Consider the following 20,154-nt stretch of genomic DNA (forward strand, 5'->3'; position numbering starts at 1 on the left):
GCAGCTTTGATGTTTGGCGTAAATTGAGAGAATTAAGGTCTGCAACCTTGGGCATGGAAAGCCGAAAGGCAAATATCTCGTCTTTTGTTCTTAGAGGAGGGAGCGAGGTTATGTTTTGGGAACCCCAAAACGCCTCGCTCCACCATGAGGGCGGAGAAATTTTGCTCCCAACGGTTGCAGAAAGTGAGTGTACCAACTGTAGGCAGTGCATAGAAATATGTAAATAGATTTGTCAGGTGTAGTTTATTCTTCCTTTATTTGCACAAAAGTATGTTTTGAGTGTTATAAAAAATAAAAAAATGCACTATTACGTTGATACTTTTGTATTTTTGCACTCAGTTATCTTGGACAGCAGAATTTGAAACACTGAAAATCCGTAATCTGTCTATATGTAAAATCTTTAAATTTGGATTATTATGACTAAGAAGTTTTGGTTAATAGCACTCATCGTAGCTTGCACTGTTGTATTTGGCAGTTGCGATAAGTCTGAGGAATTGAGTGTTGAGCAATGTAAGTTGGATATGAATCTATTCAACCAAACCTATACTGTTAATGATGAGGGGTGCTGTGTGCTAAAAGGGAGAAAGCCAATAGCAGCAGAAGAAATACAGAGTAAGGTCAAGGGCTATGGTTGGGAGAGTATTGCCACTTATGAGGTACAGGAAAACGGAAAGTTGAGCAAGGAGGAATTTTGGAAAGACAGATTTGGTGGCAGCCCTACACACTTTTGGTTTGAGACATCACAGCAAGCTTTTAGTTATTTTTATAGTGATGCCTTGCCAGCCTTTTGTTTCAGTCGTGTATCATGGACTTATGACATGGACAAAGGCTTCATACTGTTTGGCAGCAACAAGCAGACAACAGACAGCAGATACATGCAGATTCTTAAGCTTGACGAGTCGAATGGCAAGACCTTAATGTACACCATACAAAAATTGGGAGCGACGAGTGATGGCAGCAATGGTTACAAGTCTATATATGGCATGATTGTATATAAACGCATGACCGAAACCGATTTGGAAATGATGAAGAAAAGTTACACGTATGATACGGATATTGACCGTTCTGTTCCCGACAACTGCAAGTTTAAGATTAAGGCATACTATGCAGAAGACGACAAAGACAACACAGACCCTGTGTTTCAGACCTTCTGCCTTGTAACATTTGAGCTTACCGATGAATATGGTTTCAACTCTTCAGATAATGCCTATTACAACTACTACGATTCAATTACTTGGACGAGTGATTGTCGTGATATGCCAGATAGCTTTGGAATCATGGAACGTAAGACAAACTGTTTGAATACTTCCTATTGGTGGAGCACATACTTCTTCACGCCTCATGACAATACTATTGTCTATGCCAATGGCTATAAAGATGGCCGTATTGTCTATCAAGCCCGAAAGAGGCTCTATTTGGTGAATGATGGATTCTTTGGTTACGATTGGGATAACGTAAGGTATAATTCCAAGAACCCCGAACTAACAGAATATTGCTTGCTGGACAAGAGCCGTGAGTTTATCCTAACTCCACCTACTGCCTACAAAGAAGACATTACAAAACCGTATGCAGAGTTACGTATTGTACTGAAAGGAGCAAAAGACAAAAACGACAAGGAATATATGTTAGGCGTGCTTGAACGTGAAAGAGAAGGTCTGTTGAAGATTATGGACCAGTACTATGAAGCACATAGTACTATAAAAAAAACAGAAAAGGCTTCGCTGTGTAAAACGTTTAAGGCACTACCCGAAGATGCTGATATTAAAGCATATTGGCGTACAAAACATTCTCGCATGGTACTGATACTTAAAACTGACGGGGAAGACCCTATAAACAGTGAATACTATGTGCATGCGGAACCAATTAAATGATAAATAAGTTTAATGTGGATAACGCAATTGAATGTAGCTTATATAACAACAATAGTCATAAGGCGAAGTTAATCTTTGTTTTATGACTATTGTTTTTTGCACCAACATAGTGTGGTTTCATTTTTATTTTGTATTTTTGCAACTGTAAAGAGTTGTTAGGCAAAGCAAACATATGCATATTGCAGAAGTTGTGACTATTGCCAAGTCATTACCTCTATTGAGGTTGAACACTTATAAATCGCTCATTTTAAGCTATTCAGCAGATTATAGAAGAATTTTTCCTAAAAAGATTTGCGTATTTTCTAATATTTTTGTATTTTTGCACCGCCAAAAGGCATAAAATCAAGAAGTTAAAGATTTCGTAAACAATAGAAAATAAATACTCTAAGGTGGTGTCACAACGCTACTTATTGTATACTAAGGATTTGACGAACGATGGCAATACCTTATTGCCGCCATATTGTTGTGGCGCTGTTCTATGGTCAAACGGTCTGACATATTACTCTATCTTTTTTAAAAAGGGATTTCTTCAATCCCATCATAACTTTTCATCCGCAAAAATATTATTTTATTCTCAAAACCCAAAGAAAAAGCCCAAAAACTTGCAGAAAAGAGAAATATTGCTTATTTTTTAGAAAAAAAGATGGCAAAGGAAATATAAGCTTATCAGTAATTTCTCATAAATCGTGTAATAATTCATAAAAAAGAAGGCTTTAATTTGGAAGTTTCAGGTTTTTATTTTATCTTTGCAGAAGATAGGCTGCATCTCGGCAAAACATTCAAGCAAGCTTGATGTTCTGCACTCGATTTGCACTATCTTTGCGGTAGAAACAAAAACGATAATTATGAAGTCAAGGGAATATTATATATCACTCATCACTTCTCATGCCGAAGAGCTAAAAAAGAACTTCGGCATTAAATCATTACGCCTTTTCGGTTCTGTGTCTAGAAACGAACAGAAAGAAGGTAGTGACGTTGATATATGCGTAGATATGGAACCGAAAATGTTCCTTGTAGTAAGACTGAAACGTTTTCTAGAAAACCTGCTGGAATGTTCTGTTGACATTGTAAGATTGCACAAGCATATCAATCCATTCCTCCTTAAAGAAATAGAACATGACGGAATATACATCATCAAATAGAATTATTGGAACCTTAATACAAATTAAGGAAGCCATAAAACAATTGCAAGATTGGAACAAAGATGTACAGACTGTTGACGATTACTATTGTACACCAGAAGGAATGAAGAATCTTGCAGCTAGCTGTATGCTTATCGAAGCAATTGGAGAGGGAGTTAAACAAATTGACAGATTAACTCAATCTCGCCTACTAAATGAGCGCCCAGAAATACCATGGCAAGATGTTATTGGCATTCGCAACCATATAGCACATGGCTATTTTGATATTGATGGAGACATCGTGTTCGACGTCATCAAGAATAATCTCGATGACTTACTAGCAGCTATAAATTATTTTATATCAAAATTCTGAGATCTGTGCTGCTCTAGTCACTTCCCCCCTTACGGGCTGAAGGCCCAAAAGCTCCTAGCCCAGGGTATCACCCTGGGTATAAGCGCAATCAGCCCTGCGCCCTGTAAGGGCAAAAGCCTTAAAAAATTCCGTGAAATCCCTGCCTATTCCTCTCGTCTTTCCGCTTCCGGCTCCGCCACCATTTCCGGCACTACTTCCGGCAATTCATATCTTCTGATATGATGATCTTCCAGATAGATATGGTTCAGCGTAAAGGCGAGCGACTCCAGGGTCTTCTCCCTTACCGCCGGCTTCAGTTCACATTCCCATATCACGATGGTATGCCATCCCATTTCAGCCAGCCGGTGCAGCACCTCATGGTCCCTCTCCCGGTTCCTCCTGATCTTCTCCATCCAGAATCCGGTGTTCGATTTCGGCACCACATAATATTTGCACCTCTCATGTCCGTGCCAGAAGCATCCGTTCACCAGAATACAGGTACGATATTTCCTCAGCACGATGTCCGGCTTGCCCGGCAACCGCGGATGATTGAGCCGATACCTGAATCCCCTACTCCACAGAAATTTCCTGACAAGAATCTCCGGTTTGGTATCCCTGCCCCTTATTGCCGCCATATTGTTGTGGCGCTGTTCTATGGTCAAACGGTCCGACATACTCTTTATTTACAAAGACTTCTTTCTTCTTATCTAATAAGTTTTGCAAGCTATATGCTCCTCTATATGAAAAAATTCCGCAGTTTGCGGAACTTTTCTCGGATTCATTGTAAAACCAAAAATCGTCAGCAGGTTGCTGACGATTTCAAATTATTGGTTCCTAACTCAACTTTGTTAATTTTATTGTTCCAATTTCTTAATCTCTTCGATAGATAAGTCGGTGAGATCGGCAATATCATCTAATGGAGTATTGCGCGCTAACAACTTCAAAGCAATCTCTTTGCTTTTCTTTTTGGCTTCTTTTTCCACAGCATGCTTAAATACCGCATAATTGTCCCACATGACCATCATGCTGTTGTCGTATTTCTCCTGTTCCTCTTTGGTCAGAGTCTTGGAGTCGGCGATTTCTGCCAGTCTCTTGAATATCTTATGCTGAGCCTCAAAAGGCATTTTTTCTAAAGTCTCCATATGCTTCAAATTATAAATCCAACAATCTAAAAACGTAGTACACTCTTCCTCTTTCTTCTTGAAAAGAGGCATTACCAAGTAGATGAAGCGAATCTTGTTAGAGTAAACCTCTCCGCTATCCTTGTCTGCCAGCACAACGTCTGTTCTGAACTTCTTTGGCGTATTTTCATCTACATCAAAGTTCATGAAACAGATAACATAAACGGGTGTGAGATGATAATCCCATTGTCCTTTTACGCCTTGGTCTACTATCGTTTTCGATGCATAGTAGAGAGACCGGTCGATGAAATAGGTCTGGCTCCTGTTTTGCATTTCAACGATAATGTGCTCACCTGTGTCAGTTTCGCAAAAGACGTCGTAGATGATACCTCTCTGGTCTTTTGTTTCTGGCAACATCTCCTTGTCCTTAAACTTCACATCCGTGATGTGCTGTTCTCCCAGGAGCAGCTGGTTCAAGAACTCAATCAGCAAGTCTTTGCTGTATTCCTGGCCGAAGATTCGTTTGAACGACCAGTCTGAGAATGGGTTGATGTATCTTGCCATATCTTTGCGATTTTATGTTCTCGCTGCAAAGATACGCTTTTCTTTCGTAACTTCCAAGAAATTAACAAGAAAAAATTCTTTCTTGATTAAAATGATAGTAGCTAATTGATAGTGTCTGCGGCATAATTCTTCCGCAACTTGCGAAGATTTCGTAATAGGCGCATATAGTAAAGATATTCTGCGAGTTGGAGATCAAAAACAAAGAGGGTGTGTCATAAATCAACAATATGCTTTTTCTCATTTATAAGAATGCGATATGTTCATGAAACAGAAGGCTTTCCGATAGGAAAATGTTTCTTTTCGTATGACTCAACAATGTCCGACATTAATGTCAGTTCTATGGCATTCTTATCGTTGGCAGGTGTATCGTCCGTTACCAATGGCAGGAGATCTTCTATTCTGTTGAGTGCAAACTCATATTGTTCTTTCGTAATTCTATCCAATTTATGCAAATCCATATTGTTGGTTTCGTCAAGTCTTTTTTGGTCAAGCACGCCCGAATCCCAAAGTTCATTCAGAGATTCATCCATTTTCTTTGAATAATAAGAATACAACAATTCTTTCAATTCTTCCAAACCTTTCTGAGAATCATCTACTTGAAACATTTGCAAGAGGTGTACTTGTGTACTGTTTAATACCGTTGCTGCCATAACCTTCACATTAAAACGTTCTACATTTTTCCTTTGAAAACACAAAAGAAAAAGCCCAAAAACTTGCATAAAGGAGAAATATTGCTTATTTTGCAGAAAAAAGATGGCAAAGGAAATATAAGCTTATCAGTAATTTCTCAAAATCGTGTAATAATTCATAAAAAAGAAGGCTTTAATTTGGAAGTTTCAGGTTTTTATCTTATCTTTGCAATATGAAGAAGGAACAAGAACTTACATTGACAGCCATCCGTGAATGCCTGGCAAAGAATATGCCACCATACGGGAAAGCGATACTTTTTGGCTCACAAGCTAGAGGTACCGCTAGAGATGATAGCGACTGGGACATTCTTGTTATCTTAGACAAGGAACAGCTTCTTCCTTCTGATTATGACAAAGTTACCTATCCTCTTACCGAACTAGGTTGGGATTTAGGAAAAGAAATAAACCCAGTAATGTATTCCGCTAAGGAGTGGCAGAAATATAAGATTACACCATTTTATAAAAATGTTGAAAAGGAAGGAGTAAGTTTATGGGGCTAACAAACGATGAAAGAAGTTCTTTAGTAGAACTTCGTCTGGAAAAAGCAAAAAGATTTATAGCAGAAGCAGAGCAAATGCTTTCTATGGGATTATGGGATTTGGCAGCTAATAGGTTTTACTATTCTTGTTTCCATGCTGCTCAGGCACTATTAATACATTATGGGCTTTCGGCACATACTCATGCTGGTACTTTAGGCGTATTTGGTATGAATTTCGTTAAGACAGGTAAAATTGACAAAGAACTTGGTGCATTTTTCTCCAGGATGGAACAATTAAGAATGAAAGCTGATTATAACTGCGAATATGATGTTAGTAATTCTGACGTAGAAAATATGCTACAACCCGCTCATGACTTTTTAAATAGCATCATCAAACTTATCAAGGAAAAACAATAGAAGTCAAAACAACATGGAAGATTACGATAAACTTATGGTTGGCGACCAATCTAGTGACGGGCGCATTATAATTGCTGATAAAGACAGACTTTGCTATCTGGTAAAATCAGGGAGCAAAGGCAGCTTTAGTATTCGTACCATATCCAAGCAATTGCTGGGAGAATTTATAGACTACTATAAAAAGAACCCCAACAAAAAGGCTGAGGATGCCAGAGTAGAACTCAAAGAACTGTCTGACATTGATAAATATGAATATGGCTACAACGCTACGTTGACAGCGATGGCTAAGATGGTTCTTGACCCAAAGAACGAACTCGTCAGAAAAGGGAATCCAGCAGAATCTTCTCGTGCAGAAAACCATTTGCTTAAGACTACAGGCCTTCAGCAGATTTACTATGGTGCTCCTGGCACAGGTAAATCAAAGACCATCAAGGACTTGACTTTCGGAGAGAGCGTGATTCGTACTACATTCCATCCAGACTCTGATTACGCCTCTTTTGTAGGTACTTATAAACCTATTACAGAAGAAGTTGATCTCCGAGATTGCTATGGGAAAAAGGTCATTGATGACGATACAAAGGAAGTCGTAAAGGAAGAAAGAATTGCCTATAAGTTCATTCCTCAGGCTTTTCTCGAAGCCTATGTGAAAGCGTGGAAGAAACTAGGCTCCAGCAAGAAGCAATTTCTTATTATCGAAGAAATAAACAGAGGCAATTGTGCCCAAATCTTTGGTGACCTTTTCCAATTGCTGGATCGCAACGAATATGGTTTTTCTGATTATCCTATCGTAGCAGATAAGGATATGCAAAAGTATCTCGAAAAGGAATTTGAAGGATGGGAGATTACGAATAAAGACGAAATCAACCAGCTCTATGGCGAAGCCAATATGGTAAACCTCATCATGAAGGGAGAGCGCCTTGTTCTGCCTTCAAACCTCTATATTTGGGCTACAATGAACACCAGCGACCAGAGTCTCTTCCCTATCGACTCTGCCTTTAAGCGCCGCTGGGATTGGAAGTATGTGCCTATTCGCGAAGGTCGTGACAAAGAAACCAACGCTCCTCTCAACTGGTATATCAACACGGGTGACAAGCAATACAATTGGTGGTCATTCATTAGCCTGGTTAACAAGCTGATTGGTTCACTTACCAATTCAGAAGACAAGAAACTCGGCTATTTCTTCTGCAAGGCAAAGGATGGCGAAATCGATGCCGATTTATTCGTTAGTAAGGTTATCTTCTATCTCTGGAATGATGTGTTCAAGGACTATGGATTCGATGATAAGGACTTTCAGGATGAAGAGGGCAAGATTCTGTCTTTCGACCGATTCTATGAGGATAAGAACGGCAAAACTAACGTTGATATAGCTATCGTTAAGCAGTTCTTGGAGAATTTGGGAGTGGAGGAATACTATTCTGATGAAAGAGAAGAAGAGGAGGATATTGATACTGAAGAAGAAGAAAAAAATGGCAAAAACAACTTTAAATATACTATAAACGGTTCTTCTCAGCAATATGCCAAACGAATTCTTGCAGCAAAACTAGTAGAGGAATATATCAAAATGAATCCTGATTTATCTCCTGAACAAGTTGTTAACAACTGGAAATCTTTAGGAAATATTGTATCACACTTCGTTGAAACTGAAGAAGAATTTAAAAGTAGAACCGATATTCCAAGAGTTGAAAAAATCAAATGCCAAGACAGCTATGTTTATGTTTCGACTAACGGTTGGGGAGGTACAGCTAAAATGCATGAACTTATTAATGCAGTAAATAAGCAAAATTGGAATCTTAGCGTTCAAGAAATAAAGAAATTATGAGAATCCTCATAGAAGAACATCAGTATCAGGCTGAACAGATTAGGGATGTCCTGCACGGCATCGATGCCATGCAGGACATTGATGGCAACGTCAGCATCAACTACGTTGGGTATTACTACAATACCCAGCTCAACGATTGCGTCTTTATTTTGCCGAAAGTACTGCTCGAAGACACCCCAGAGGGCGAAAGAGTATTCGGCAAATACGCCCCGGAAACCATCGTCAACCTGAACCAGAACAACCCACTCTCTCAACAGGAGAAAGACTTCATCTATGAGTTCTCTGTCTGGATTTACCGCACCATCGAGGTTTACAACAATACCACCAGAAACGGCATTGTCTATCACCAGAAAATAGCGTGCCTCGGTAAAAGTAACAGACAAATCAACAACACATTCCTCGATATTCTGCTGGCTCTCATCGACTTCAACAAGCATAACCAGGATTTCATCTTCTTCATCCTGAAGAACATCCATTCCGGTTACAACCGCATTCATTGGTCAAAGACCATAGCCACCACGAGTGCCATCATCAGCAAAAACAGCCCTGTTTATCCCCATCCTGTCAACAGGAAAAAGCAGATCAATTTTGATGAAGAACTCCTGATTATCTTCTATTCCATCCTGAATTATATCAGCGAAAGATACGGCTTCACGAATCATATCAACTGCAATTTCCAGCTGATAACAGGCTATCGTTTCAAGACCTATCTGGATGGATTAGGGAAGACTAGACTGCTCCAGATTAAGTATAAATACTTCTCAGACAAGGCTTTACACCTCTGGCAACTATGCTATGATTTCTTTGACAACGCCAAGCGCATGAACATCCAGAAGGAACGTAAAGAGTACCTTCTGGTTAAGAGTTTCAATATCGTTTTCGAAGCCATTATTGATGAACTTCTAGGCGAGAAGAACATTCCAGCCGGACTGAAAGAACAGGCTGACGGCAAGCGCATAGACCATTTGTACAGCTACCAGAACCTGATTACAACAAGAAATCAGGAGCCAGTTTATTACATCGGCGACAGCAAGTATTACAAGTTAGGTCATTCCATCGGCAAAGGATCTGTGTATAAGCAGTTTACGTACGCCAGAAACATCATCCAGTGGAACCTGAACCTCTTTATGAACGACGATAAGGACGATGAAGAACTGCAATACGACAAGCGTAATTTTGGCAACGTACCCAAGCTTCGCGATGACCTGACGGAAGGCTACAACATCATTCCGAACTTCTTTATCAGCGCAAAGATGGCAGAGAATCTATCTTTCTCAGACCAGATTTCGTCAACCGACAGGGAACATAAGTGCTTCAACACCCAGCATTTCAACGACCGCCTGTTCGACCGCGACACCCTTCTCGTCTTCCACTACGATGTCAACTTCCTCTATGTAGTATCTCTGTATGCCCGTCATAACGAGCACCAGAAATTCGCCTGGAAAAACCGGGTTCGCAAGATGTTCCGTGATGAAATCCAGAAGATGCTGGACGAAAGATACGACTTCTATCGCCTCACGCCGAAAGAAGATACACAAGTAGAAGAATTCGTCAGCCGGAATTTCAGAAAGCTTATCGGCAAGATATTCTCTCCAACGAAATCCAATGATTATCTGATACTTGCGTTCGAGAAAGAAGACTCCAACGAGGAGCAGAAAGAAGCTATCATAAACGATGTTAAGGAGAAATTCTATATAGGTAAATTTGCTTTAGCGGATAATTGACGAGCGATTATAACTTGCCGCAATAAAATAATTAATTTAATTGAATTGTCTATGGAATCAAAAACGAAATTTATTTTGACCTATGTAGCAGGTATTGTTACGGGTTGCGTATTACTGTTTGTTATAGGCTGCATTATTAATACAGAAAATTCTTCATCTTCATCCCCAGAGGAAGATATTGTTATGTTTGATAATCCACGCAATACTGTACCCGGAAAAGCCTTTAGAGTTATGCAAGTACTTCCTGACGGAAGTGCTTTGGCTAGTGGAGATGATTTTTCTGATGATAATATCGGTATGGTTGTTCTATTTTTGGGAAACGAAGGTACGTCTTTCTATGATAACCAAAAGATTGAAATTCCGAAGGGAAAGGTAGCAAAACAAATTGGAAATTACAGCTATATGTCCCAATCGTATAATGAAAAGACTGTGCCTATAGTGAAAATCATGAATGAATAATAGGATATCTCAACTGAACTTTCACAAATTTTGCTCCACACGCCCTGGGCTAGGAGCTTCCGCCCTTTCAGGGCGTGTGGGGCAAAATTGCGAACATGAGCTAGTTATTCTTGCCGTTTTGACTTGCTCTGAACTTTGGCAATATATCCTCATCTATCTCCCGTACAAAATCGATAAAGGATATACCAAGAGCTTCGCAAATATTCATAAGTTCCAAAATATCCAAACGTCGTTCACAAGTTTCTATTCTACTCACATAAGTCTGTCTTACATTCAGAATATGGGCTAATTGGCATTGCGTCAATCCCTTCCCTTCTCGCTTGGCACGCAAACGAGCAATAATTCGATGATATAACTTTGAATGAATGCTCTTGTTTATCATAAAAGTTCCTTTCTTGTTTATAAGATACCTTCCACAACATCAATATCTGCTGCAGCCCAGTTGAGCCCTTTCAGCTCATCTGCGCTGCACCACTTGCTATCAGCGTGCTCACGCCTCTTGAACCCATTAGCATCGCCTTTTGGCGTACACAGAAAGGCAGTCATGGTTATCGAGAAATCGGGATATTCGTGATTCACGGTCACCAACTCCTCTCCTACTTCTACCGGATACTCCATCTCCTCCATCAGCTCACGAGCCAACGCCTGTTGAGGAGTTTCACCAGGCTCTATCTTGCCACCAGGAAACTCCCATTTATAGCTGGTATACTCAAACTTTGTCTTGCCTTTCTGCATGCAGAGATACTTGCCATCATGGCAAACCACGGCTGCAACCACATTATAATGTTTCATTGTTCTTATCTCCTATTTAAAATATCATTTACTCCATCCACTGGAAGTCTTCCTGCAATTCCTGCGACAACGGATTGTCCATGTGGATATCATACAATATGGAACCATTCGTCGTTACATCCTTTCTCGGATTCTCCAAATGACCAGTTCCGATATAAGTATATGGCAGAGTGATACCATTCTCAGCACTCACCTTCCTCACAAACACCAATACCCTCTTGGCAGTTCGCTGCAAAGCCTCATCCTTGGCAGAGATACGAGCAATACTCTCCCACTGGAAAACATCTGGCGACAAGAACTTGTCATTATACTTCAAATGTTCATCCAGCGAGGCATCCTTCTTTAAACCAGCAAATACATACATATTGCCATCCTTATAGTAAGTGCCATACTGATTGTGCTTCGGATTCTCCAGGATTTTCAAGAGCACCTGATCCTGACGATAGTCCTGCCACAACAGGAAATCTTCTTTCGTTTCAGCATATCTTGCCTCATATTGCGTCAAACCATAGTTAAGCAAATCTTGCAGATATGCCTCATATTCCTGTTCTCTTTCGCCACATAATTGCACTTCATCCGCTTCTATCTTCACAGCAAATCCCTCTTCCAGGAATCGCAAAGCGTGCTCCAGTTGCTCATACCTGAAACCAGGAATCTCCTCCCGGATATTGGCTTCAATACGAGATAAAGAAGTCTCTCCCTCCAGTAAATTTCTGATTACTAGATACTCATGCTCTCTTACTAAAGGCAAAAGACTAGACAGATAATTGATACAAGCAATCTGCTCTTCTGAGAATACCGGCAAGCCCTCTTCTTCTATACCTTTCAAGAAACCATAATAAGAATTGGTTTTCTTGGAGCCAATCTTTATCTTCATGAATTTCAAGAGATTAGGAGCATAATCACTATTCATATAATCCATGTGCGATGGATAAGACGGAGTTTTCAGATATGCCTTGAAGTTCTGATAATCCATCTTCAGATAGTTGATGCGGTTGAAATTCTCGCTCTCAATCTTGTCGATGATTTCCTCTTTGGAAAGGTCATCGATGTGTACCTCAACGCCATATTTATCCAAGCCTAAGCTCTTGAAATCATTCCTTACCATGAACTTCAAGAGTTTCTTTTCCAAAATAGAATTGCGGGAAAGACTGCCTAGCGCCAAGGCTATATGAACGCTACGCTTATAGCTGTTGCCAATGAAATCGAGTATCGTAACATAAGGCTTGTTTGTATACTTACGAAGACCTCGACCCAATTGCTGCAAGAAGATGGTACTCGATTCCGTTGGGCGCAGAAAGAGCACCATGTTGACACCAGGAATATCCACACCCTCGTTAAGGATATCTACAGCAAACAAGATTTCCAAATCCCGGTTTTCATCCTGTAAATCATTGTAAGCACGAATACGTTCACCGGTCTTGTTCTTACCGCTCAAGAAAGCTGTATTGTAATAATCACCCAGGTTATCAGCCATCATTCTGGCATGCTGGATGTTTCTACAGAAAGCCAGCGCCTTCAGCTTCTGGTTTCCCATTCGATGCTTCTCTATCTGCTGGTGGATAAACTCGCAGTTTTCAGGTGTAGAAATTTGCGAAATCAAACGGCGTTCGCCAGATGCTGTCAACCCATAATCAACCAGTTCGTCACGAATACCATAATAGTGGAAAGGCACAATCAGATCATTGATGATGGCATCACGAAGCCGTAACTCGTATGGGATATTATTGCCGAAAATCTCTACTACATCCTGATTATCCATTCGGTTCTCGGTAGCTGTCAATCCCAGCAGGAACTCCGGCTCAAAATAGTCGATGATTTTCCGATAACTGTCTGCTACAGCATGGTGACACTCATCGATGATGATATAATCGAATTCCTTCTTATCAAAGAGTTCGAGCGAACGGCACATCGAAACATTGGTAGAGAACAGGAAATCCTCACCTGTTTCCTTTGCCTCCGCATTATACAGGCCGCAGGTTTTAGAGCCACCAAAGACCTTTTGGAATGTCTCCAGGGATTTCTTCAAGATAGAGCCTTCATGTACGATGTAGAGCAATCTGTCGGGGTTAAAATTGAGCGCATCGAATGCTGCCAGATACGTCTTTCCTGAACCTGTGGCAGAAATCACCAAAGCCCTCTCCTGGCCGATGGCACGATACCTGTTCAATTCCCTAAGTGCTTTGCGCTGCATATAATTAGGTTTGATTTCAGAATCCGCCATATCATAATCCATATCCCAATGCTCAATAGCAAAACTGAGTTTGGTAGAATATTCTTTAATTCTATCCTGCGATAATTCATACGTCTGATTCCATAGGCTTTCAAATTCATTCATTGCATCAAGATAAGCCTCGGTATCATGTTCGCAATTTACCACCAAATCCCACTCTATGTTTTTCAGCAAAGCATAGCGTGTGATATTAGAAGAACCAACAACCATTTCTATACCATTTTCCAGTTCGAAAATATAGCCTTTAGAGTGGAAACCATTGGTAAAATAGTTCTTCTCATCGTGGAAACATTCATCGTCCAGATGACACTCAAAATTAGGATGTTGTGCCAAACTCAAAAAGTAGTTTAACGATTCTACATCGGTAAAATTCTGATAAGTAGAAGTGATAATTCTTCCTTTAGCACCACGCTCTATAGCAGCACTAATGTCTTTAGCCAAGAGTACCAGGCCGGCTTTCTTGATAAAGCTGACTGAAAAAGCAAATGACTTGCAGCGGCGCAAGTTCATCTGAATGGTAGACAGGAAGGTTGTCTCTGTATAATTGGTCAAGAATCTAGATTCCATAAGTCTTGCATTTCTTTAATTGCGTACAAAAGTACAAAAAAGAATCCATTTACATCATCTTTTCTCCTATTTTTTTCGGCTTATTTATCATATTTGGGGCGCCATATAAAGCTTTTGCCCTTTCAGGGCGCCAGGCGTGCGGACATAGATACCCAGGGCGAATGCCCTGGGCTAGGAGCTTCTGCCCTTTCAGGGCGTGAAGGGAATTGCAGGGATGCATGAGGGGAATTGCAGGGGGCATGAAGGGAATTGCAGGGATGCGTGAGGGGGAATGGCGTTTAATCTGTTAAAAACATCACATGTATGTATAATAAACATTAAATTAAAGTGAGCGCCATAACGCTCACTTTTTATTTGGCTATTTGAATGTTTTTTATTACCTTTGCACGAAATTTTGAAAATATGAAAAAAATGAAGCATATTAACAGCAATCACCTCGACTTTATGAAGAAAAGGTGTTTCGGAAGCTTAGGAGAACTCCTAAGCGAGCTGTGGTATGCTATAATTACTATCAATCGGTCGAGATGCCAGGTATCTGCGACCAAGTATCAACTTAATGCCATATCAACAACCAGAAAGTAAACACACAACCTACCCGCCCCCACACCTTACGATAGTAGGCGCTCGGCAGCTCTCCAGTTGCTTACGCTTTTAAATTGTTAGCGCAAACACACGTCCTTTGCTAAAACGAGGACATAACAATTAAACAATTAAATAATTAACAATTCGAAACGTAAAAACAAAAAGCAAAATGAAAAAAAGCAATCTTGGTAGAGTTCGACACTCCCACGCAAAACAAGTGAATATCATCAACATATACAATACCATCCAGTTAAATGACAAATGCCAGTATATCGAGCACATGAACAACTATCAGGGAAAGGAGGATGAGAAATGTCTGGACAAAGAATGATCATCATGAACGCTGGTAGCTCGTACTTCGAGCATGTGGAGAACTATTATGGCAGCAATGCCTGTGAACAAAACTCATGCAGAAATGCTGTAATGCCGGCTGAGCTGAAAACGGAAAAGGCTCAGAGGATAAAGAACAACCTGATAGAGATAGGCATGGTAACTGAAGATTTCATGCCCTTAGGACTGTCATCATCCGAAGCTGCCATCCTTGCCAACCAGATAGGTACAGAGTTGAAAATCGATAATATATGGAGCGTATTCGGCAATTATTGGGGTCCTAATCCGAACTCGATGAGAGCCGCCTACAACCGAGGAATGGAACAGAAGAAAACGGGTGCCTTCCTCGAAAAAGTGATGCCTGCTATCAGAGGCTAATCTGGCAGGTAGTACTAGTACGCGTACATAGTACGTACTAGGTAGAAGCGAGAAATTTGCCTTACCTTTGCCCCCGGAATTCAGAACCAATGCGGTCTGAGTTTCGGGGGCTTTTGTGTATCTGCACATCAACCATGGTGGGAGCCCCCAATCTTCTAAATTATTTAAAATGATGGAAGTGAAAGCGTATGTGTTCAGTCATCCTCCTTACAGACGACTGAGAGTAGTGAAAACGGAAGAGGGGATTACCCCACAAACCAATCTTTTATTAACGAAATAACATGACAGAAACACAACATGTAATTGCACTGAACCCTTATCGCAAGGGCAATAAGGGGAAGGTGTTTTCCAACAGTATGGCGGTGTATGACAAGGTGATTGCATCGCCGGAAATCAGGAAGATGATTCAGCAGATCAGGGGCGAGCTGCCTATCCCGAAGGTGAATGCCAACGACGAGAAGGCGGTGAAGAAGGCGCAGGACAGGCTGAAGAGCGAACTGCCTTTCTTCTGTCCCCACTACGGCATTTTCAAGAACAATGTGCGCAGACAGGAGAATGCCCAGCCCGAGAGCTTCATGTTCCAGACTATCATCGACGTGGATGACAGGGAGTATGTAGACAAGGCTATCGAGAAGGCAAGGGAGCTGAACTGCTCTGACAGCATCTGGAACGGCTCGCTGCTGCACCTCTGCTACAGTGCCCGGAAGAAGCTGCACATCGGTATCAGACTGCCGGTAGGAATGACCATCGAGGAGACGCAGAAGGCGTATTGCGAGGCGCTGGGGGTGCCGTATGACGAGAGCTGCATCACACCCGAGAGAATGATTTATCTTACGGATAAGGACTCGGAAATCTACAGGTCGAAAATGTGGTGCGCCGTGCTGAGCGAGAAGGAGATTCTGATACGAAGGCAGGCGTATCTGGACCGCGGACTGACCGTGGACGGAAGAGCTGGGAAAGTTAATAGTTTACAGTTAAAAGTTAATAGCAATGGTAAGAATAATGAAAATAATAGACTATCGGGCAACGACGGCTATCCTGCTGGCTCTGCTGTTCAGCCTGCCCAATCTGGTAATAGCCATGGTGCTGATGCTCCTCATATCGGGGATTCTGGAGGCAATCAGAATGCTGGCGGACTGGGAGCCAGGGAGAAGAACCTGATTGCGTTTGACCTCTTTACGCAGGCTGCCGGACTCGGGGGTATGGAGATTGATACCGTGGGGTCGAGACACTCTTCGCTGCTGGCTATCATGAGCGCCGGTGCTTCGAGGGTGATGGAGGAAGAGGAACTGATGAAGGTGGTGAGGGTGAAAATGCCGAGCTACTATCAGGAGAACGACTGCCATCAGCTGATTCACGACTTCTATGCGAAATATGCTGACAATACGAAGCCGATGTCGAGGGAAGTGATGAGGGTGAATGCGCTGGCGGAGCAGAAGGCCAGCCAGCAAGTTAATAGTTTACAGTTGAAAGTTAATAGGGCTGAGCAAGTTAATAATTTACAGTTAACAGTTGATAGGGGTAATCAACAAGTTAATAGTTTACAGTTAACAGGTAATAGGGCTGATGAGGATTATCCTGACCCGCCGGAGATGCCGAAGAAACTGCCGAAGCTGGTGGAGCTGCTGATATCGAGGACACCGGAAATTTATAAGCCGGCTGTGGCGCACGCTATCTTCCCGCCGCTGGCTACGCATCTCTGGAAGACGAGGTTCCGGTATATTGACAACGTGGAGCACGAGGCGAGACTGATGACGCTGCTGCTTGCGGGTACCGGAGCGGGTAAGAGCAGCGTGAACAGGCCTATCGATTTCATTATGGAGGATATCAGGCTGAGGGATGCAGAAAACCTGAAGCGCGAAAAGGCGTGGAAGGATGAGATGCTGCGCAAGGGTGCCAACAAGGATAAGCGCAAGAGACCTGAAAACCTGATTATCCAGGAGATTGATGCGGATATGACAAACCCGGCTTTCGTGATGAGAACGGCCGAAGCGCAGGAACATTTCCTCTATACTTCGCTCAATGAGCTAGACCAGTTTGATGCGCTCAAGGGCAGCGGAAGTCAGCAGTTCCGTATCATGTGTCTGGCGGCAGACCCAGGTAACAAATATGGACAAACTCGCGTAGGAACGATGAGTGTTACGGAGCGTGTTACCATCCGGTTCAACTGGAATGCATCTACCACCATCCAGAAGGGTCAGCGTTACTTCTCTAAGGTTCTTACCGATGGTCCTATCAGCCGTATCAACTTCTGTACCATTCCCGAAAGGGAAATCGGCGAAGATATGCCTGTTTACGGAACTTATGATGAATCGTACCGTGAGGCGCTACGGCCTTACATCGAAAATCTGAACAAAGTAACGGGTCTGATTGAGTGTAAGGAGGCGTTTCAGCTTGCCCTTAAACTGAAGGATGAGAATGCTGAGTTTGCCCGGCTGTCGCAGGACAGGACGTTTGAGAATCTCTCGTTCCGTGCCAATGTCATCGCTTATCTGAAGGCGTGTGTGCTGTATGTAGCCAATGGTTGCAAGTGGGAGCCGGAGATTGACGAGTTTATCCGCTGGAGCGAGCAGTATGACCTGTACTGCAAGATGCGGTTCTTCGGCGACATGATTGCGAAGGAGAACTTTACGGCGCAGAGGAGTTCGAAGCGTGGGCCTCAGAATCTTTTACAGATACTGCCCGATAACTTTACGGCTGCGCAGTTGCTTGCCATCCGGCTGGAGCATGGTTTGGATGCGAAGGGTACCGATATGATGATCAGGCAGTGGCTGCACCGGAATTACATCAGGCGGGCGTATCAGTATACGGGCAAGCGTGACAGTTGTGACAGTTGTGACAGTTTTGAGAAGCTTAAGTACCGCCACGACGGTATGGTTATTGAATCTTAAATTTATTTTGACTTATGCAGATAGTTTTAAAACGTATAGCGAAGAAGAAGACCTACACGATAGGTCACCTTTACATACTGAAGGATGAGGATGTAAAGAAGCGCACGATTGAGAGTGTGAACAAGTGCAGGGGGCTGAAGACGGTATGCGAGGTGCCCCCGGAGAAGCTGAATGCGGACTCGTATTTCTGTGATACGATGGAGCCGTGCTGGCGCAACCTTCTGGGTGTAGAGCTAAGTCCTGCCGAGGAGAATGTGCGGTTGGGACGTGTATCGGGCAAGAAGGCGCAGAAGATGAAGGGCAAGACGGCGATACCTGAGGGCACTTATCCGGTGGTGGTCAGCAAGTCGCCGAGGTTTAAGATGTGGTTGCCGCTGCTGTTGGGTGTCCCCAATTTTAAGGGCATCCGCATCCATGCCGGCAATTATCCCGATGATACGCAGGGCTGCATCCTGGTGGGTGAAAACCGTGTAAAAGGCATGGTTGTGAACTCCCGCATCTGGCTCCACCGCCTCATCAATGCCATCACCGCTGCGAGAGACAGGGATGAGAGCATTTGGATTACGATTTTGTAATGTTGAATGTTGAGTGTTGAATGTTGAATTAGGCTAGCGCCCTTGAGTCCGTTAGGCAAAAAATCAACATTCAACATTCAACACTCAACATTCAATTTAACATTCAACATTCAACATTAATAATTAAACATTTTTATATCATGGAAAAAAATTATAAAACAAAAAAGGAAGAGATGAAGAATGAAAAGACAGCGGGTAATGCTGTCGTGTTTGAAAACCCTGAATTCGGTAAGATTCTTACTCAGATAGATGAAAACGGGGAACCTTTGTTCTGCGCGAAAGATGTCTGCAATGCGCTGGGGTATAAGAACCTGTGGGCTGCCATTCAGCGACATGTTGATGACCCATACATCGCGAAACGCGATGTATGGGTAGTGACTGGCAAAAAGAAGGATGGAGTTGCTGCAAAACGACTACAGCAGATGCTCTTCGTCAACGAGAGCGGATTCTATGCTTTGGTTCTCGGCTCCAAGCTTCCTACGGCGGTAAAATTCAAAAACTGGGTTACTTCCGAGGTGCTGCCACAGATTCGCAAGACGGGCGGTTATATTCCGGTAAAGCAGGGCGAGAGTGATGAGGAGACGATTCGGCATGCTGAAGAGATTCTCAGAGCTACACTCAAGGAGAAGGAGAATCTGCTGAAAAACCAGCAGGTGCAGATTGATCAGCAGAAGAAACTCATCGGAGAACAGGATACGGAGATTCGTCGGCTGAACGGTGTGGTGGATGAACAGGTGGTTTGCATCGCCAAGAACGGTGAGAACATCATCCAGTTGGAGAATCAGGTGGATCATCTTCTGCCGAAGGCGCTCTACACCGACAATGTGCTCAACTCTGTTTCCTGCTATACCACCACGCAGATTGCGAAGGAGCTGGGTATCACGGCGCAGGAGTTGAACCGCCAGCTCTGTGCCCTTCATATCCAGTACTACCAGAGCGGCCAGTATCTGCTCTATGCCGATTATGCCCACATGGGACTGGCGAAGAGCCGCACGCGCTACTCTACCCTCCCCGACCCTCACTGCGATGGGGTACAGGAGAAGCTGGGCACCGCCTACACCCACACCTATCTCGTATGGACAGAAAGAGGAAGGAAGTTCATACATCTAAAGGTAAAAGGGTAAAAAAGTAAAAAGGTAAAAAGGCTGGGGACCAGCGATTCCATCGCTGGTCCTCAAAAAAAAAGGGAGA

At 42.5% G+C, this 20,154-nt stretch carries 19 protein-coding genes and 1 pseudogene; 14 read left to right on the forward strand and 6 right to left on the reverse strand.

Translation table 11 applies throughout. The annotated features are described in order from the left end of the window. The 4 genes from NNC77_RS07385 to NNC77_RS07400 all read left to right on the forward strand — a co-directional run. The coding region (locus tag NNC77_RS07385; protein ID WP_254970447.1) for a hypothetical protein at positions 1 to 227 on the forward strand (227 nt) is incomplete at its 5' end. 189 nt (positions 228 to 416) lie between these two features. Continuing rightward, positions 417 to 1,871, forward strand: a complete 1,455-nt coding sequence (locus tag NNC77_RS07390; RefSeq protein ID WP_117677891.1) for a hypothetical protein — start codon at positions 417 to 419, stop codon at positions 1,869 to 1,871. Between the two features lie 845 nt (positions 1,872 to 2,716). Continuing rightward, entirely contained in the window at positions 2,717 to 3,013 is a 297-nt protein-coding gene (locus tag NNC77_RS07395) for a nucleotidyltransferase family protein (RefSeq protein ID WP_022121250.1), read from the forward strand. Continuing rightward, positions 2,988 to 3,365: a HepT-like ribonuclease domain-containing protein gene (locus tag NNC77_RS07400; protein WP_117588196.1), complete on the forward strand. Its 378-nt coding sequence runs from the start codon at positions 2,988 to 2,990 to the stop codon at positions 3,363 to 3,365. Before NNC77_RS07395 ends, NNC77_RS07400 begins: the two co-directional genes overlap by 26 nt. Before the next feature lie 143 nt (positions 3,366 to 3,508). Here the strand turns inward: NNC77_RS07400 and NNC77_RS07405 are convergent, their stop codons facing one another. The 3 genes and pseudogenes from NNC77_RS07405 to NNC77_RS07415 all read right to left on the reverse strand — a co-directional run. Beyond that, positions 3,509 to 4,018, reverse strand: coding sequence for a very short patch repair endonuclease (locus NNC77_RS07405; protein WP_254970448.1), 510 nt, complete (start codon positions 4,016 to 4,018; stop codon positions 3,509 to 3,511). 180 nt (positions 4,019 to 4,198) lie between these two features. Beyond that, positions 4,199 to 5,029 (reverse strand): Rpn family recombination-promoting nuclease/putative transposase, encoded by an 831-nt coding sequence (locus NNC77_RS07410; RefSeq protein ID WP_118066618.1) that lies wholly within the window; start codon positions 5,027 to 5,029, stop codon positions 4,199 to 4,201. A 263-nt stretch (positions 5,030 to 5,292) separates the two neighbouring features. Next, positions 5,293 to 5,472 (reverse strand): annotated as a pseudogene (locus tag NNC77_RS07415) (helix-turn-helix domain-containing protein); the annotation flags it as partial. 419 nt (positions 5,473 to 5,891) lie between these two features. Between NNC77_RS07415 and NNC77_RS07425 the strand changes: the two are divergent. Genes NNC77_RS07425 through NNC77_RS07445 form a run of 5 tightly spaced genes read left to right on the forward strand, consistent with a single transcriptional unit; the run spans position 5,892 to position 10,615 of the window. Next, positions 5,892 to 6,218, forward strand: coding sequence for a nucleotidyltransferase domain-containing protein (locus NNC77_RS07425; RefSeq protein ID WP_117587986.1), 327 nt, complete (start codon positions 5,892 to 5,894; stop codon positions 6,216 to 6,218). After that, positions 6,209 to 6,613, forward strand: a complete 405-nt coding sequence (locus NNC77_RS07430) for a HEPN domain-containing protein (RefSeq protein WP_118066616.1) — start codon at positions 6,209 to 6,211, stop codon at positions 6,611 to 6,613. The genes NNC77_RS07425 and NNC77_RS07430 overlap by 10 nt, the downstream gene beginning before the upstream one ends. Positions 6,614 to 6,626: 13 nt before the next feature. Next, complete coding sequence (locus NNC77_RS07435; protein ID WP_254970451.1) at positions 6,627 to 8,432, forward strand: AAA family ATPase; 1,806 nt, start codon at positions 6,627 to 6,629, stop codon at positions 8,430 to 8,432. Then, complete coding sequence (locus NNC77_RS07440; RefSeq protein ID WP_254970453.1) at positions 8,429 to 10,156, forward strand: LlaJI family restriction endonuclease; 1,728 nt, start codon at positions 8,429 to 8,431, stop codon at positions 10,154 to 10,156. Before NNC77_RS07435 ends, NNC77_RS07440 begins: the two co-directional genes overlap by 4 nt. A 51-nt stretch (positions 10,157 to 10,207) precedes the next feature. Continuing rightward, entirely contained in the window at positions 10,208 to 10,615 is a 408-nt protein-coding gene (locus tag NNC77_RS07445; protein ID WP_254970454.1) for a hypothetical protein, read from the forward strand. A gap of 100 nt (positions 10,616 to 10,715) precedes the next feature. Here the strand turns inward: NNC77_RS07445 and NNC77_RS16695 are convergent, their stop codons facing one another. From NNC77_RS16695 to NNC77_RS07455, 3 genes are read right to left on the reverse strand one after another with little or no spacing between them, the layout of a single operon-like run. After that, positions 10,716 to 10,997 carry a helix-turn-helix domain-containing protein gene (locus NNC77_RS16695; protein WP_334640812.1) on the reverse strand — a complete coding sequence of 94 codons (282 nt, stop codon included), beginning with the start codon at positions 10,995 to 10,997 and terminating at the stop codon, positions 10,716 to 10,718. Between the two features lie 17 nt (positions 10,998 to 11,014). Then, entirely contained in the window at positions 11,015 to 11,407 is a 393-nt protein-coding gene (locus tag NNC77_RS07450) for a (deoxy)nucleoside triphosphate pyrophosphohydrolase (RefSeq protein ID WP_254970455.1), read from the reverse strand. Between the two features lie 28 nt (positions 11,408 to 11,435). After that, positions 11,436 to 14,207 (reverse strand): DUF3427 domain-containing protein, encoded by a 2,772-nt coding sequence (locus NNC77_RS07455; RefSeq protein ID WP_254970457.1) that lies wholly within the window; start codon positions 14,205 to 14,207, stop codon positions 11,436 to 11,438. A gap of 751 nt (positions 14,208 to 14,958) precedes the next feature. On the opposite strand from NNC77_RS07455, the gene NNC77_RS07460 reads away from it, so the two are divergent. The 5 genes from NNC77_RS07460 (at position 14,959) to NNC77_RS07480 (ending at position 20,087) form a co-directional block, all read left to right on the forward strand. Beyond that, the gene (locus tag NNC77_RS07460) at positions 14,959 to 15,120 is read left to right on the forward strand and encodes a hypothetical protein (protein ID WP_182000944.1); all 162 of its coding nucleotides are present in this window, start codon (positions 14,959 to 14,961) and stop codon (positions 15,118 to 15,120) included. Continuing rightward, on the forward strand, positions 15,102 to 15,497 hold the full coding sequence (locus NNC77_RS07465) for a hypothetical protein (RefSeq protein ID WP_254970459.1): 396 nt from the start codon (positions 15,102 to 15,104) through the stop codon (positions 15,495 to 15,497). The genes NNC77_RS07460 and NNC77_RS07465 overlap by 19 nt, the downstream gene beginning before the upstream one ends. 281 nt (positions 15,498 to 15,778) lie before the next feature. Continuing rightward, on the forward strand, positions 15,779 to 18,388 hold the full coding sequence (locus NNC77_RS07470; protein WP_254970461.1) for a hypothetical protein: 2,610 nt from the start codon (positions 15,779 to 15,781) through the stop codon (positions 18,386 to 18,388). A 14-nt stretch (positions 18,389 to 18,402) separates the two neighbouring features. After that, positions 18,403 to 18,963, forward strand: a complete 561-nt coding sequence (locus NNC77_RS07475; protein ID WP_254970462.1) for a DUF5675 family protein — start codon at positions 18,403 to 18,405, stop codon at positions 18,961 to 18,963. Positions 18,964 to 19,136: 173 nt separating this feature from the next. Beyond that, entirely contained in the window at positions 19,137 to 20,087 is a 951-nt protein-coding gene (locus tag NNC77_RS07480; RefSeq protein ID WP_254986869.1) for a phage antirepressor, read from the forward strand. The last annotated feature ends 67 nt before the right edge of the window (positions 20,088 to 20,154 follow it).

Source organism: Segatella copri, assembly GCF_024330485.1.
GTDB lineage: Bacteria > Bacteroidota > Bacteroidia > Bacteroidales > Bacteroidaceae > Prevotella > Prevotella copri_L.

What these genes read in the sequence shown, in the direction of transcription:
- NNC77_RS07400 (WP_117588196.1), top strand. Translation starts at nt 2,988, where the DNA reads ATGACGGAATATACATCATCAAATAGAATTATTGGAACCTTAATACAA.
- NNC77_RS07410 (WP_118066618.1), bottom strand. Translation starts at nt 5,029, where the DNA reads ATGGCAAGATACATCAACCCATTCTCAGACTGGTCGTTCAAACGAATC.
- NNC77_RS07440 (WP_254970453.1), top strand. Translation starts at nt 8,429, where the DNA reads ATGAGAATCCTCATAGAAGAACATCAGTATCAGGCTGAACAGATTAGG.
- NNC77_RS07435 (WP_254970451.1), top strand. Translation starts at nt 6,627, where the DNA reads ATGGAAGATTACGATAAACTTATGGTTGGCGACCAATCTAGTGACGGG.
- NNC77_RS07430 (WP_118066616.1), top strand. Translation starts at nt 6,209, where the DNA reads ATGGGGCTAACAAACGATGAAAGAAGTTCTTTAGTAGAACTTCGTCTG.
- NNC77_RS07455 (WP_254970457.1), bottom strand. Translation starts at nt 14,207, where the DNA reads ATGGAATCTAGATTCTTGACCAATTATACAGAGACAACCTTCCTGTCT.
- NNC77_RS07445 (WP_254970454.1), top strand. Translation starts at nt 10,208, where the DNA reads ATGGAATCAAAAACGAAATTTATTTTGACCTATGTAGCAGGTATTGTT.
- NNC77_RS07475 (WP_254970462.1), top strand. Translation starts at nt 18,403, where the DNA reads ATGCAGATAGTTTTAAAACGTATAGCGAAGAAGAAGACCTACACGATA.
- NNC77_RS07395 (WP_022121250.1), top strand. Translation starts at nt 2,717, where the DNA reads ATGAAGTCAAGGGAATATTATATATCACTCATCACTTCTCATGCCGAA.
- NNC77_RS07465 (WP_254970459.1), top strand. Translation starts at nt 15,102, where the DNA reads ATGTCTGGACAAAGAATGATCATCATGAACGCTGGTAGCTCGTACTTC.
- NNC77_RS07470 (WP_254970461.1), top strand. Translation starts at nt 15,779, where the DNA reads ATGACAGAAACACAACATGTAATTGCACTGAACCCTTATCGCAAGGGC.
- NNC77_RS07390 (WP_117677891.1), top strand. Translation starts at nt 417, where the DNA reads ATGACTAAGAAGTTTTGGTTAATAGCACTCATCGTAGCTTGCACTGTT.
- NNC77_RS07460 (WP_182000944.1), top strand. Translation starts at nt 14,959, where the DNA reads ATGAAAAAAAGCAATCTTGGTAGAGTTCGACACTCCCACGCAAAACAA.
- NNC77_RS07405 (WP_254970448.1), bottom strand. Translation starts at nt 4,018, where the DNA reads ATGTCGGACCGTTTGACCATAGAACAGCGCCACAACAATATGGCGGCA.
- NNC77_RS16695 (WP_334640812.1), bottom strand. Translation starts at nt 10,997, where the DNA reads ATGATAAACAAGAGCATTCATTCAAAGTTATATCATCGAATTATTGCT.
- NNC77_RS07480 (WP_254986869.1), top strand. Translation starts at nt 19,137, where the DNA reads ATGAAGAATGAAAAGACAGCGGGTAATGCTGTCGTGTTTGAAAACCCT.
- NNC77_RS07425 (WP_117587986.1), top strand. Translation starts at nt 5,892, where the DNA reads ATGAAGAAGGAACAAGAACTTACATTGACAGCCATCCGTGAATGCCTG.
- NNC77_RS07450 (WP_254970455.1), bottom strand. Translation starts at nt 11,407, where the DNA reads ATGAAACATTATAATGTGGTTGCAGCCGTGGTTTGCCATGATGGCAAG.